The 14,810-nt window shown below is 70.8% G+C and carries 8 protein-coding genes and 1 tRNA gene; 1 reads left to right on the top strand and 8 read right to left on the bottom strand.

What is annotated here, in order from left to right:
- Positions 1–404 precede the first annotated feature (404 nt).
- Positions 405–1,235, top strand: a complete 831-nt coding sequence (locus ADL12_RS01545) for a hypothetical protein (protein WP_062697609.1) — start codon at positions 405–407, stop codon at positions 1,233–1,235.
- 646 nt (positions 1,236–1,881) lie between these two features.
- On the opposite strand, the gene ADL12_RS01550 is transcribed toward ADL12_RS01545, so the two are convergent.
- From ADL12_RS01550 to ADL12_RS01585, 8 genes are all read right to left on the bottom strand, one after another.
- Positions 1,882–1,958 (bottom strand) — tRNA-Thr (locus ADL12_RS01550).
- Between the two features lie 173 nt (positions 1,959–2,131).
- Positions 2,132–3,757 (bottom strand): alpha/beta hydrolase, encoded by a 1,626-nt coding sequence (locus tag ADL12_RS01555; RefSeq protein WP_062697775.1) that lies wholly within the window; start codon positions 3,755–3,757, stop codon positions 2,132–2,134.
- 143 nt (positions 3,758–3,900) lie between these two features.
- Positions 3,901–5,106 (bottom strand): DNA polymerase III subunit delta', encoded by a 1,206-nt coding sequence (locus ADL12_RS01560; RefSeq protein WP_062697611.1) that lies wholly within the window; start codon positions 5,104–5,106, stop codon positions 3,901–3,903.
- A gap of 183 nt (positions 5,107–5,289) precedes the next feature.
- The gene (tmk, locus tag ADL12_RS01565) at positions 5,290–8,535 is read right to left on the bottom strand and encodes a dTMP kinase (RefSeq protein WP_062697614.1); all 3,246 of its coding nucleotides are present in this window, start codon (positions 8,533–8,535) and stop codon (positions 5,290–5,292) included.
- A 167-nt stretch (positions 8,536–8,702) separates the two neighbouring features.
- Positions 8,703–11,540, bottom strand: a complete 2,838-nt coding sequence (topA, locus tag ADL12_RS01570) for a type I DNA topoisomerase (RefSeq protein ID WP_062697616.1) — start codon at positions 11,538–11,540, stop codon at positions 8,703–8,705.
- Between the two features lie 247 nt (positions 11,541–11,787).
- Positions 11,788–11,985 carry a hypothetical protein gene (locus ADL12_RS01575; protein ID WP_062697618.1) on the bottom strand — a complete coding sequence of 66 codons (198 nt, stop codon included), beginning with the start codon at positions 11,983–11,985 and terminating at the stop codon, positions 11,788–11,790.
- Between the two features lie 470 nt (positions 11,986–12,455).
- On the bottom strand, positions 12,456–13,985 hold the full coding sequence (locus ADL12_RS01580; RefSeq protein ID WP_062697619.1) for a DUF7059 domain-containing protein: 1,530 nt from the start codon (positions 13,983–13,985) through the stop codon (positions 12,456–12,458).
- Positions 13,986–14,022: 37 nt separating this feature from the next.
- On the bottom strand, positions 14,023–14,619 hold the full coding sequence (locus tag ADL12_RS01585; RefSeq protein WP_062697621.1) for a hypothetical protein: 597 nt from the start codon (positions 14,617–14,619) through the stop codon (positions 14,023–14,025).
- Positions 14,620–14,810 lie beyond the last annotated feature (191 nt).

Raw genomic sequence — 14,810 nt, forward strand, 5'->3', positions numbered from 1 at the left:
GCAATGCTCCTTCATGCCCGCAGACTGGGCGGCGCGAGTCGACTACCTGGTCCGCCAGTTCGTCTACGTGGAACAGCGCCACCTCCCGCGCACCAACGAAGCTGCTGCTCAGGACGCCCAGCCTTGCCCCGTACGGCGCTCCTGTTCTCGTAGTGAGAGACACCCCGCTCGGATCCGTTGTCCGAGGAAGAGCGGCGCGCTGCCCAGGCTGCCATGGGGCACCGAGGGCCGGTACGAACCGCAGCTGGGGATGGGCGGATCCGACGGACAGGAGGTCCCCGACCTCAGTCTCGCCGGATGCCCCCACATCCCGCCTACTTTTGCCGAATGCAAGAATGCGGCCCTTGGGTGGACAAGTGCATCGGCTCGGGGCGGGCACGAACACTGTTGGAACGGGGGTAGCCATGGCGTTGGTTATGTGTCCACTGTGCAGCGACGACGAGGACATCGAGGTGATCCGCACGCTCGACGGCGGACGTCGTCTCGTGAAGCACCGGTGCGGCTACGAATGGGAGCACAAGGAGCCCACCGTCCCTCAGAGGAACCCGCTCCGCACCTTCGCCGACCTCAAGGCCCGTTTCCCGAAACCCGAGGACGTCGACCCCGAGCAGTTGGAGCGCGTGGCCCGGCTGAAGGAGCAGTACCTCGCCGTCAAACCGGACTTCGACCCCGACGTGGCGGCCTACTGGTCGAAGTACCAGCAGATCTTCTCCCCCGACGGGCTGTGGGCATGCGATCCCAGAGTCCTCAAGGACTTCGCCAACTCCGAGGTCGGAGCCCGCCCCGGCAATCAAGCCACCTTCAACTCCGCGTGGAACGGCATGGGCGATGCCACGTCCGGGGAGGCGACCCGCAGGACGATCGAGTACCTGCTGTACGGCCCTGACGACGTGCCGCTCGAAGACCGGCTCCAGCATCTCCTGGACGGCACCAAGCCGTTCGCCATGACCGGTTTCAAGGAGGCCCTTCTCACGAGGGTTCTCTGCGTGATGTCCCCCGACCGGTTCCTGACGATCCTCAAGTACACGACGGAGGCGGGCGGCAAGCGCGAGATCGCGCGAATGGTCTACGGACTGGAGCTGCCGGCACCCGAGTCGGTGAACTGGACCCTCGGCCGGCTCATCCTCTGGAGCAACGACCTCCTGAATGACCTCGTCGGCCAGGGCTTTGCCAACCAGCAGCACGCCGCCGCGTTCCTGTGGTGGGCCAAGGATCAGATCGAGGGACTTCCGTAGGTTGCCGTACATCGCTTGTGGGCCCTCGTAGCCCCCGATGGGCTCTGCGTGGCTGAACGCGAGCACGCCACCAGGGTTCAGCCGCTTCGCGATGAGCTCACTGTGCCCGCGAAGGCGTCCACGACCGCCAGAGGGTCGTCCCGAGTCGCCCTACCAGACGAAGTCCGGCTCACCTTCGCGCAAGTCTCCCTGCTCCAGTCTGCACGACGGCTCCGCGCCATGAACGCGGAGGGCGAGGTCGTCGCCCTCCGACGCTGAGCGCCACCCCCCGGCCGTTCCCCCATGTGTATCGCGGGACCGCCAATCCCGCTTACGGCTGTCGGAACGACACAAGATCGAGATCGCTGATCGCAGCACCCAGACCGCCCGACCGGCGCCAGAACCCGGACTCGGCGAGAGAACTCCTGACTGTCCATCACGCACCACTGTCCACCGGCTGTCCACCGAAGATATCGAGATCTGACGGGCTCCGTGGTTCAGCCGAGCAAAACAGCAGGTCACAGCCTTTCGGCAGCCAATCGACAACAGCATGTGAAACGGCGACCTACGCATTGCGATGCACAGACGGACAGTGCCGATTCGCCGAGATTCCAAGGTCAACGAAAACAAGAAACCCCAGGTCAGAGGCCTAACCTGGGGTTCACCATGGAGCCGCCTTCGGGATTCGAACCCGAGACCTACGCATTACGAGTGCGTTGCTCTGGCCATCTGAGCTAAGGCGGCGCGCTGTCCGCACTATGGTGCGATCAGCAACGTCGGTAAGTCTACACAGTTTCCGAGGATGCTCCGTACCGCCCCCGTTCAGCTCCCGTTCCGGCCCTGCCCAGGCCCCCTCCGGCCCCGGAGTGAGGGCATCCGGGGCCGGAACAGGGCCGGGAACCGCGCCGGCCGAGAGGCTACGAGCAGCGCTTGTCAGGGGTGGGCGGCGTCCCTCGGAGGAGATACGCGTTGATCGTGTTGTCGATGCACCTGCTGCCCCGCCCGTACGCCGTGTGACCGTCGCCCTCGTAGGTGAGCAGCCGGGCGGAGGCGAGCTGGCCGGAGAGGGCGCGGGCCCAGCGGTACGGGGTCGCCGGGTCGCGGGTGGTGCCGACCACGACGATCGGGGCCGCGCCCCTCGCCTCGATGCGGCGCGGCTCACCGGTGGGCGCCACCGGCCAGTACGCGCAGTTCAGGGTGGCCCAGGCGAGGCCCTCACCGAAGACGGGGGACGCCTTTTCGAAGGCGGGGAGGGATTCACGGACGTCGTCGGGGGTGGTGAAGGCCGCCGGGAGGTCCAGGCAGTTCACGGCCGCGTTGGCGAACATCAGGTTCGTGTAGCGGCCGTCGGCGTCGCGCTCGTAGTAGCTGTCGGAGAGGACGAGGAGACCCGCGCCGTCCTTCTCCCGCATCGCCGAGGACAGCGCGTCGCGCAGTTGCGCCCAGGCCCCCTCGTCGTACATCGCCGCGATCACGCCGGTGGTGGCGAGGGACTCGCCGAGCACCCGGCCGTCCGGGTCGCCGGTCGGGATGGGTCGCGCGTCGAGCTTCCCGAAGAAGGCCTTCAGGTTCTTGCCGACGTCGCTCGCCTTCCTGCCCAGTGGGCAGTCCCGCTGCCGCACGCAGTCCCGCGCGAACGCCTGGAACGCCGTCTCGAAGCCCGCCGTCTGGTCGAGGTTCATCCGGCGGGCCGGCAGGGAGGGGTCCATCGCTCCGTCCAGGACCAGCCTGCCCACCCGGTCCGGGAAGAGCCCGGCGTACGTCGCCCCGAGGAAGGTGCCGTACGACGCCCCCACATACGTCAGCCGGTTGTCGCCCAGCGCAGCCCGCAGGATGTCCATGTCCCGGGCCACCTCGGCGGTGGAGACGTGACGCAGGAGGCGGGGCGCGTCCGCTCCGCACCCTTCCGCGAACCTCTTGTAGGTGGCGACGAGTTCGTCGGTCTCCTGCGCGTCGTCGGGCGTGAAGTCCGTTTGCGCGTACCAGTCCATCTGGCGGCCGTTCAGGCATTCGACGGGCTCACTGCGGGCGACTCCGCGCGGGTCGAGCGCCACCATGTCGTACCGGGCACGCACGTCGGCCGGGTAGCCGATCCCCGCGTACTGCTGGAGGTAGGCGATCGCCGAGCCGCCCGGGCCGCCCGGGTTCACGAGCAGGGACCCGAGCCGTTTGCCCGGTCGCGTCGCCTTCTTGCGGGCCACGGCGAGCTTGATGTCCCCGGCGCCCGGCTCCGCGTAGTCGAGCGGTGCCTTCATCGTGGCGCACTGGAAGCCGGGCGTCCCGCAGCTGCGCCAGGTCAGCCTCTGCCCGTAGTACGGCGTGAGCGCGGCCGGCGTCGACCGCGGCAGCGCGGCCAGCGCCGCCTCGGCCGCCGGGCTCCCCGAATGCGTCGACCCGCCGGAGGTGCAGGCGGAGACGAGCAGCGCGGCGACGGCGAGGAGGCTGCCGACCGCGCGGGCTCGCCAGGGGGTCGGGCGGCGGGTGCGTGGGCCGTGCCCGGTCGGGCTCGGGTCTGTGCTGACTGGAGTGCGCCTGGTGTACATCAGGCGAGCGTAACTCTGTGCAGTGGCTTGGATGCCGTGCGTGCACACCTCGGCTCGTACGAGTTACATGGTCGGCCTCCTGTTGATCACTTGCGGGTGATGAGGGGTGGGAGGAGTGGACGCGGGCGGCCGGTCCAGTCCGTTCAGCCGGCTCTGAGGGCCATGGTCATCGCCTCCACCGCGAGCAGCGGCGCCACATTGCGGTCGAGGGCGTCGCGGCAGGCGGCGATCGCCTCGATGCGGCGCAGCGTGGACTCCGGGGCACTGTCACGGGCGAGGCGCTGCAGGGCGTCCTCGGCGTCGGTGTTGGCGAGGGCGACGCGGGAGCCGAGCTGGAGGGCGAGGACATCGCGGTAGAAGGCGGTGAGGTCGGTCAGCGCGAGGTCGAGGCTGTCGCGCTGTGTCCGCGTACGGCGCCGCTTCTGCTTGTCCTCCAGCTCCTTCATCACGCCCGCCGTGCCGCGCGGCATCCTGCCGCCCTGGCCCGCGCCCATCGCCGCTTTCAGCTCCTCGGTCTCCTTGCCGTCCATCTCCTCGGCGAGTTGCTTGGCGTCCTCGGCGGCGGCGTCGACGAGCTCCTGGGCGGCCTTGAGGCAACCGCCGACGTCGCCGATCCGGAGGGGCAGCTTGAGGACGGCGGCCCGGCGCTCACGGGCGGCCGGGTCGGTGGCCAGGCGGCGGGCCCGGTCGACGTGCCCCTGCGTGGCGCGGGCCGCGGCGGCGGCGACCTCGGGCTCGACGCCCTCGCGCCGTACGAGCATGTCGGCCACGGCGTCGACCGAGGGCGTGCTCAGGTTCAGGTGGCGGCAGCGGGAGCGGATGGTGGGCAGGACGTCCTCGATGGAGGGGGCGCAGAGCAGCCAGACCGTGCGGGGGGCGGGCTCCTCGACGGCCTTCAGGACGGCGTTGGCCGACTTCTCGTTCAGCCGCTCGGCGTCCTCGACGAGGATGATCTGCCAGCGGCCGTTCGCCGGCGAGGTGAACGACTTGCGGACCGTGTCCCGCATGTCGTCGGCGAGGATCTGGGTGCCGACGGCGGCGACGGTGTTGACGTCGGCGTGCGTGCCCACGAGCGCCGTATGGCAGCCGTCGCAGAACCCGCATCCGGGGGCGCCACCCAGCGCCCGATCAGGGCTGACGCACTGCAGGGCGGCGGCGAAGGCCCGCGCCGCCTGATTCCGCCCCGCTCCGGGCGGCCCCGTGAACAACCAGGCGTGCGTCATCTTGGACGCCTCGGGCAGAGGCGCGTCGGCAGCGACGGCGGTGACGAGGGCATCGGCGTCCCGAGCGGCAGCACTCAGCTGCTCACTCACCCTCTCCTGCCCCACCAGGTCGTCCCACACGCTCATGGGTCACGCCGCCCTTCGCTCACATTTCGCGGTGCGGGATCCATTGTGCGGGGCACCACTGACAACGGGTGCCGGAGCGGGCAGAGCCGGCACCCGGCTGACACCGATGAGCGCCCCGCCCCAGCTCCACGCCGAGCACCAGCCCGCCCGACCTCAACGCCAACGACTCGGTGCCGCCCGACCTCAGCGTCGCCGCCCGCGGCCCCCGTCCTCGCCGTACTCGTCCTCATGCGGCCCCAACAGCTCATCCGCCAGCGTCGGCAGATCGTCCAGCGGCGTCTCCTCGGCCCAGTCGGACCGCGCCCTGCGCCGGAGCGCCCCCGTCTCGTCGACCTGAGGCATCTCGCGCGTACGTTCCTCGTCCCGGAAGTACCCCGGCGGAACCCGATCGGCAGACTCCCGCCCCGCCCCCGGCACGGGAGGCAGTACCGCCGTCTCGTCCGCGGCCCCCGGAGGAACCGGCGGAAGCACCGCGGTCTCATCGGCCGCACCGGGCGGCACCGGCGGAAGCACGGCCGTCTCGTCCGCCGCGCCCGTGGGCACCTGCGGCTGGGGCAGCTTCGCCGTCACCTCGGAGTCGGACTCCCCCGAGGCACGGTCACGGGAAGCACGGTCACGGGAAGCGAGGTCACCGGCAGGACGGTCGTCGGAAGGACGGTCACCGCTCCGCTCCTCATCCCGCACCGGCCGCAACACAGTCGTCTCGTCCGACGCCCCGCCCGGAGCCTTCCCCGGCGTCACCACCGGCGTAGGAACCGTCGCCGCGTCCCCAGGGGCAGCCCCGGCGGCCCCGGGCCCCGGCGGCCTCGGCCCCGCCTGCGCGGACGCTGCCGCCTGCTCGGCCAGCCGCCGCGCCTCCTCGGCCCGCAGCAAAGCCTCCTCGGCCTTGCGCTGCTTCTCCAGGCGGACCGCCTCCGCCTCGGCCCGCAGCCGGGCCTCTTCCTCGGCCTGCTTGCGACGCCGTTCCTCGTCGGCCTTGCGGCGCGCTTCTTCCTCGGCGCGTGCCTTCTCCTCCGCGAGGAGCCGCTGCCGCTCCTCCTCGGCACGCCGACGTGCTTCCTCGGCCCGCTGCCGGGCCTCCTCCGCCTGCCGTTCGGCCTCGCGCCGCTGCGCCTCCTCCAGCTCGCGCCGCTTGCGCTCCTCCTCCTCGGCACGCAGCCGGGCAAGCTGCTCCTGGCGCTCACGCTCCAGGCGCTCCTCCTCGGCCTTGCGGGCGGCCTCTTCCTCGGCCTTGCGGCGGGCCTCCTCCTCGGCCTTGCGCCGAGCCTCCTCCTGGGCCTGGATCTCGGCCTCGGACAGCGGCAGCATCTGGTCGAGCCGGTGCCGGACGACGGTGGTCACGGCTTCCGGCTCCTGGCCCGCGTCCACCACCAGGTACCGCCCGGGGTCGGCCGCGGCCAGCGTCAGGAATCCGGAGCGCACGCGCGCGTGGAACTCGGCCGGCTCCGACTCCAGCCGGTCCGGCGCCTCGGTGAACCGCTCCCGGGCGATCTCCGGCGAGACGTCCAGCAGCACGGTCAGATGCGGCGCGAGTCCGTTCGTCGCCCAGCGGTTGATCCGGGCGATCTCCGTCGGGGACAGGTCGCGGCCCGCCCCCTGGTAGGCGACCGAGGAGTCGACGTACCGGTCCGAGATCACGACCGCGCCCCGCTCCAGCGCGGGCCGGACCACCGTGTCCACGTGCTCCGCGCGGTCCGCCGCGTACAGCAGCGCCTCGGCCCGGTGCGACAGCCCGGCGCTCGACACGTCCAGCAGGATCGACCGCAGCCGCTTGCCGACCGGTGTCGCCCCCGGCTCGCGCGTGACGACGACCTCGTGGCCCTTGCCCCGGATCCACTCGGCGAGCGCCTCGGCCTGGGTGGACTTCCCGGCGCCGTCGCCGCCCTCCAGGGCGATGAAAAAGCCGGACGTCGCGGGCACCTGCTCCGGGTCGTCCCCGCCGAGCAGCGCGTCCCGCAGGTCCTGCCGCAGCGGCACGCCGGAACGGTCGTCGACCTTGGCCAGCACCAGCACGGCCACCGGCAGCAGCAGAGCCCCGACCAGCATCAGCGTGAACGCCGCACCGCCGTGCGCGAAGACGAACTTGCCGCTCTCCAGCCGGTGCGGCCCGATGAGCGCGGCCACCAGCGGCGCGACCACCGCGCCGAGCGCCACACAGACCCGTACGACCGCGTGCAGATGCTCGGTCGTCCGCGGCCGCCGGAATTCCTCGGCCTCCTGGTCGAGCAGCGTGTGCCCGCTGTTGGCGGCCACGCCCGCGCCGATTCCGGCCAGCGCGACGATCAGCAGCACGGTGGTGACGTCCGGGACGAGTCCCGCGGCCAGCAACGCGACGCCGGTGAAGGCGATCGCCAGCGCCAGCAGCCGACGCCGCGACAGGGCGGGCACCACGGAGGGCGCCGTACGGATGCCGACGACCACGCCGCCGGTCAGCGCGAGCACCAGCAGGCCGTACAGCACCGGTCCGCCGTCCAGGTCCTTGGCGTGCAGCACGGCCACGGCGACCGCGGCGGACACCGCCCCGGCGACCGCCGCGCACGCCGTCACCAGCAGCGGGATGGCGCCGGTACGGCCCTTGTCGACGCCCGAGCCCGTCTTGGGGCGGCGCAGCCCCTCCAGCGGCGACCGCGCGCGCGGGGTGCGCGTGTCGGGCAGCTCCAGGAAGGTCAGCACGGACAGGGACGCGGCGAACAGACCGGCCGCGACATACGACGCGAGGGCCGCTTGGTGCTGCTCGAACCAGTCGAGTCCGGCACCGAGCAGATTGTTGAGCAGAGCGGCGACGACAAGTGCGGCGGCGGCCAGCGGGACCGCCACGAAGCCGGTACGCAGCGACAGGCGGCGCAGGGTGTCCATGTGATCCGGCAGCGGTCGTACCGTCGCGCCCTCCGGGGGCGGGGGCGGCAGCAGCGCGGGCGCCGCGCTCTCCCGGCACACCGTCCAGAAACGCTCGGCGACGCCGGTCACGAAGACGGTGACCAGGAGGACTGCCAGCGCGTCGTCCGGCGTCCAGTCGATCCACAGGGGCGCGACGATCAGCAGGCCGACCCGCAGGCCGTCCGCGCCGACCATGGTCCAGCGCCGGTCGAGCGGGCCTTCCTGGGAGGTCAGCGACGTCAGGGGACCCAGGAGTACGGCGCCGAAGAGCAGCGTCGCCAGGATGCGTACGCCGAAGACGGTCGCCACTGCGAACGCCACGTCCCGGTACCCACCGCCGAACGACCCCTCGGCGATCGCCGCCTGAAGGGCCAGCAGGACCAGGACCAGGAGGGCGAGCATGTCGCCGACACCGCCCACCAACTGTGCGCTCCACAAGCGCTTGAGCTGCGGTCGGCGCAGCAGGGCGCGGACGGCACGCTCGCGGGAGTCCGCGGCAAGGGCGTCGTCGGAGGCGGGGTGGGGGGCCGTTGGCTGCTCGGCTCGCGTCATGCTTTCAGCCTATCGGGACCCACCGACAGCCCGGCGCGCGCGCCCGAACGTACGCCCGCCCCGACACCAAACTGATGCCGAGGCGTTCGTTTTGCGAACCGGACGTGAGGAACCGGACCCTCAACCGGGCGCAGAAAGAGCCCCGTTGCGAGTCCGGTCCTTCCGGCTCAGTCCTCGCTCGCCGACTTCGAAGCCGTCGCCGTCTTCGCGGCCGTCTTCTTCGCCGTCGTCTTCTTCGCGGCCGTCGTCGTCTTCTTCGCCGCGGTCTTCTTGGCTGCCGCCTTCTTGGCCGGGGCGGCCTTCTTGGCGGTCGCCTTCTTCGCGGGGGCCTTCTTCGCCGTCTTCTTGGCGGGGGCCTTCGCGCGCTTCTCGGCGAGCAGCTCGTAGCCCCGCTCCGGGGTGATCTCCTCGACGCTGTCGCCGGAGCGCAGGGTCGCGTTGGTCTCCCCGTCCGTCACGTACGGCCCGAAACGACCGTCCTTGACGACGACCGGCTTTCCGCTGACCGGGTCCTCGCCCAGCTCCTTCAGCGGCGGCTTGGCGGCCGCGCGCCCACGCTGCTTGGGCTGGGCGTAGATCGCCTGCGCCTCCTCCAGCGTGATCGTGAAGAGCTGGTCCTCGGTCTGCAGCGAGCGCGAGTCCGTGCCCTTCTTCAGATACGGGCCGTAGCGGCCGTTCTGCGCGGTGATCTCGACGCCGTCTGCGTCCGTGCCGACGACCCGCGGCAGCGACATCAGCTTGAGCGCGTCCTCGAGCGTCACCGTGTCCAGCGACATCGACTTGAACAGCGAGGCCGTACGCGGCTTGACGGCGTTCTTGCCGGTCTTCGGGGTGCCCTCGGGGAGCACCTCGGTGACGTACGGGCCGTAGCGGCCGTCGCGGGCGATGATCTGGTGGCCGGTCTGCGGGTCGGCGCCGAGCTCGAAGTCGCCGCTCGGCTTGGCGAGCAGCTCCTCCGCGAGCTCGACGGACAGCTCGTCCGGGGCCAGGTCCTCGGGCACGTCCGCCCGCTGGTGGCCCTCGGCATCCTTCTCGCCGCGCTCGATGTACGGGCCGTAGCGGCCGACCCTGAGCACGATGTCGTTGCCCACCGGGAACGACGACACCTCGCGCGCGTCGATCGCGCCCAGGTCGGTCACCAGCTCCTTGAGGCCGCCGAGGTGGTCCCCGTCGCCGTTGCCGGCGTCGGCCGCGCCGCCCGCAGCGGTCCCCTCACCGAAGTAGAACCGCTTCAGCCACGGCACGGACTGGGCCTCACCGCGGGCGATGCGGTCGAGGTCGTCCTCCATCTTGGCGGTGAAGTCGTAGTCGACGAGCCGCCCGAAGTGCTTCTCCAGGAGGTTGACCACGGCGAAGGACAGGAAGGACGGGACGAGCGCCGTGCCCTTCTTGAACACATAGCCGCGGTCGAGGATCGTGCCGATGATCGACGCGTACGTCGACGGGCGGCCGATCTCGCGCTCTTCCAGCTCCTTGACGAGCGACGCCTCGGTGTAGCGGGCCGGGGGCTTGGTGGCGTGCCCGTCGACCGTGATCTCCTCGGCGCTCAGGGCGTCGCCCTCGCTGACCTGCGGCAGTCGGCGCTCGCGGTCGTCGAGCTCGGCGTTCGGGTCGTCGGCGCCCTCGACGTAGGCCTTCAGGAAGCCGTGGAAGGTGATCGTCTTGCCGGACGCGCTGAACTCGACGTCCCGCCCGTCGGCCGCCGTGCCGCCGATCTTGACCGTGACCGAGTTACCGGTCGCGTCCTTCATCTGGGAGGCGACCGTCCGCTTCCAGATCAGCTCGTAGAGCTTGAACTGGTCGCCGGTCAGCCCGGTCTCGGCAGGGGTGCGGAAGCGGTCGCCGGAGGGGCGGATCGCCTCGTGCGCTTCCTGCGCGTTCTTGACCTTCCCGGCGTACGTCCGCGGGGACGACGGCAGGTAGTCGGCGCCGTACAGCTGCGTCACCTGGGCGCGGGCGGCGGCCACGGCGGTGTCGCTCAGCGTCGTGGAGTCCGTACGCATGTAGGTGATGTAGCCGTTCTCGTACAGCTTCTGCGCGACCTGCATGGTGGCCTTCGCACCGAAGCCGAGCTTGCGGCTGGCCTCCTGCTGCAGCGTCGTCGTACGGAACGGGGCGTACGGCGAGCGGCGGTAGGGCTTGGACTCGACGGACCGGACGGCGAACCGCGTCTGCTCCAGGGCGGCGGCGAGGGCGCGGGCGTTCGCCTCGTCGAGGTGGAGGGTGTTCGCGCTCTTGAGCTGTCCCAGGGAGTCGAAGTCGCGGCCCTGCGCGACTCGCCTGCCGTCGACGGTCTGCAGGCGGGCGACCAGCGACGACGGGTCCGACGAATCCCCCGCGCGGCCGGTCGCGAAGGTGCCCGTCAGGTCCCAGTACTCAGCAGAACGAAACGCGATGCGCTCGCGTTCCCGCTCCACGACAAGTCGTGTGGCGACCGACTGGACGCGGCCCGCCGACAGGCGCGGCATGACCTTCTTCCACAGGACCGGCGAGACCTCGTAGCCGTAGAGGCGGTCGAGGATGCGGCGGGTCTCCTGGGCGTCGACCAGCTTCTGGTTGAGCTGGCGCGGGTTGGCCACGGCGGCCTGGATCGCGGCCTTGGTGATCTCGTGGAAGACCATCCGCTTGACCGGGACCTTGGGCTTGAGCACCTCCTGGAGGTGCCAGGCGATGGCCTCGCCCTCGCGGTCCTCATCGGTGGCGAGGTAGAGCTCGTCGGAATCCTTCAGCAGGTCCTTGAGCTTCTTGACCTGGGCCCTCTTGTCGGCGTTGACGACATAGATCGGCTCGAAGTCGTGCTCGACGTCCACGCCGAGCCGGCGGACCTCGCCGGTGTACTTCTCGGGCACCTCCGCGGCGCCGTTGGGGAGGTCGCGGATGTGCCCGACGCTCGCTTCGACTACGTAGCCGGGGCCCAGGTAGCCCTTGATCGTCTTCGCCTTGGCAGGCGACTCGACGATGACGAGTCGGCGGCCGCCCTGTGCGGTCTCGCTGGTCGGGGACAACTTCGCTCTTCTCTCCGGTCGACGCTGGGGCCTCCCCAGGGCCGATTGGGCCCGGGGTCGGGTGGTGGTGACGCTGCGGAGTGTGACGGTACATCCCGCCCCGTTGTCAAACGGGAAAAGCCCGCAACGGCCACTCGAACGGTAACCCGACTTCCGCCATTCCTGCCGCCCGGAGTGCCCACCGGCCTTTTCGAGCCTTTCCGGAAGAGGACCTCCCAATTATCGGCCGCGCAGCTCATGGGCGTTCTCAGAGGCGGCTGAAGCACCACGTTCCGAGGATCAACGCGATCACCGAGGCAAGGCCCGCAAGCGTCGCCGATGCGATGGGGCTCACATTGTGGGCGACGGGTCGGCGCTGCCGTACCCGGACCGCGGTCCACACGAGCAGCCCGCCTCCGAACAGCGCGAACACGACCCCAGCGAAGATCGCCGGTCCCCTTTCCATGGTTCCGTTTGCCCCTTTTCTACCGTCCGCGAGTGCCCAGCCCGGCGAGGCTGACACGCGCGGACGGCGCACAGGCGAACCTCAGGTGAACGCGGGGCCGACACGGCTGTGGACTCTCCGGACCTTGCGGACCCACCTGCCACGCCGACCCCACCGGGCCCGCCGCCCTCATGGGCCTCGCCCGTCTCGGCCACCTCAGACCTGGCCGGGCGCGGGTATTTTTCCGGTCGTCTTCTTTCCGGTCGTCCTGTGTCGTCCCGTGTCGTCCTGTGCCGTCGGCCCTGCTGACCGTGGCACATGACCTTGCTGATGATCCGGACCCCGGCGCCCAGATCGACTCGAATTTGTCACCGCACAGCTTGGTGGTGTTGTCGGAGCCCTTCTTGTGGCTCATTTCACCGGGCGCCTGAACAGTGCCCATGACCTGGCCGGTGTGCGGTTCGACGCAGTCGATCAACGGGCGTCAGCGTTCACCGCGCCGGTTCGAGGAACCCCTGCTCCACCAGCAACCGGATCTGCGCGGGCGTACGGTCGCGCAGCATCACCGGGTCCTCCCCCATCAGTTGGGCGATCGCGTCCAGAATGCGGCCCGCGCTCAGCGAACCGTCGCACACGCCCGCGAACCCCGCGCCGACCGTGTCCACCTGCGTGGCCCGGCGCATTCCGCGATGCTGGCGCAGCACCACGTGTTCCGGGTCCTCGGCGCCGGGCAGCCCGACCTGCTCCTGCACAACCTCGCCGACGAGCTTGAAGTGGTCCTCCAGCAGGGCCGCGTCGTCGTGGGCGCGCAGGTAGTCGAGCCGGTCGAAGTGCGCCCGGACCGTGTCGCCGAGCGGCTGCTCGACGGGATGCGGCCATTCCTCGACCGTGATCGAGGGCACGGCGGCCGACGCCTTGCGCAGGGTGATCCAGCCGAAGCCCACGGCCTTCACCTTGCGCGCCTCGAACTCGTCCAGCCACGCGTCGTACCGCGCCTGGTACTCGGCCACGTCGCCCCGGTGGTCACCGGCGTCCCTGAGCCACAACTCGGCGTACTGCGTGACGTCCTGGACCTCGCGCTGCACGACCCACGCGTCGCACCCGCGCGGCACCCACGACCGCAGCCTGTCCTGCCAGTCCTCCCCTTCCACGTGCTGCCAGTTGGCGAGGAACTGCGCGAACCCGCCCTCGTTCAGCCGCTCCCCTGCCCCCTGAACGATCGACCGGCACAGATCGTCCCCGCCCATCCCGCCGTCGCGGTACGTCAGCCGCGCGCCCGGCGAGATCACGAAGGGCGGGTTCGACACGATCAGGTCGTACGTCTCACCGTTCTTGACCGGCTCGAACAGCGAGCCCTCCCGCAGGTCCACGGTCGGGGCGCCGGACAGCGCGAGCGTCAGGGCGGTGATGTGCAGCGCGCGCGGGTTGAGATCGGTCGCCGTCACGCGCGTGGCGTGCTGCGCGGCGTGCAGCGCCTGGATGCCGGAGCCGGTGCCCAGGTCGAGGGCGGAGGCAACGGGCGTACGGACGGTGATGCCGGCGAGGGTCGTCGAGGCGCCGCCGACGCCGAGGACGACGGCCGTGTCCGCCTGGCGGCCGTTGCTGCCGCTGCCGCCGGCCCCGCCGACCGCGCACCCCAGGTCGGACACGATGAACCAGTCCTCGCCCGCGGGCCCGCCGTACGGCCGTACGTCCACGGTCGCCGCGAGGTCCTCGCCGACCCGGACCAGCCACCCGCTCTCCAGGCACACGTCGACGGGCAGAACGCCCGCCACGCGCGCGTGCGGCACGGGTTGCTGCAACAGGAACAGCCGTACGAGCGTCTCGAGCGGCGTGTCCCCCCGGGTCGCCCGGAGCGCGGGCACGGTCTCGCTCCGCGCGAGCGCCGTGTACGCGGGCGCGCCGAGCAGCTCTAGCAGCCCGTCGGCGGTGAAGGAGGCCCCGAGTAGGGCATCTCTCAGCCGGGCGGCGACATCGGGACGGTCGGAGGCGGGCAGGGCAGACAGGCTGGAGTCACTCACGCCCTCATTGTGACCCGCGCCCGCCTCTGACGGTGGTTCAGCTGTCGGTGGCCGCGGCCGACGAGGACGCCGAAGCGGCCGCCTTGCAGCCCTCCTGCGACGTCAGCGCCTTCTTGGTGTCGCCCGACTCCAGCTTCTTCAGCGCCGTGATCGCGCTCTTGCGCTGCGTCTCCACCTGCTTCATCTCGGCCGAGACGTCCTTCAGGCCGGAGGCGAACTTCCCCTGGTCCTTCGTGTTCAGCCCGTCGACCTGCTTCTTCAGGTCGGCGTAGGCCGCGGAGAGGGCGGTGAGCTTCTTGACGACGTCCTTCTGGACCTGCGCGCCCTTCTCGACACCCGGAGGCGCCCCGGCGTTGCCGATGAGGCTCGCGCGTGCCTTGTAGCCGTCGGCCAGGTCCTGGAAGGCCTTGGCGTCCGCCTGCTGGAGCTCCTTGGGCGTGCTGGTGGTGTCCTTGGCCGCCTTCGTGATGGCGACGTAGGCCGCAGAGATCTTCGCGTTCTGCGCGGGCACGGCGTCGCAGACCTGCTTGGCCCAGGCATCCAGCTCCGGGTTGCCCTCGTCGCTCGTGCATCCCGTCAGCGCCAGCACCAGTACCGCACCGCCGGACAGTGCGGCCGCGAGCTTCTTGTTCACCGGTTCGGTCCCTTCCGTGGCTCTCGGCCACCGGACCTTACACGTCGGGCGGTGGACGGCCATGCCCCCAATGACTGAAATGCGGATCTTATTGAGATTTACACCAAGTGAGAGAAGGGTCACGGCAAGGGCGTGAACACGCACAAGGCGGGCGGACGGCACGTCAATGTGCGCCGCCCGCCCGCCCCTTG

Origin of the sequence: Streptomyces regalis (assembly GCF_001509475.1) — a bacterium.
GTDB classification, from domain to species: Bacteria; Actinomycetota; Actinomycetes; order Streptomycetales; family Streptomycetaceae; genus Streptomyces; species Streptomyces regalis.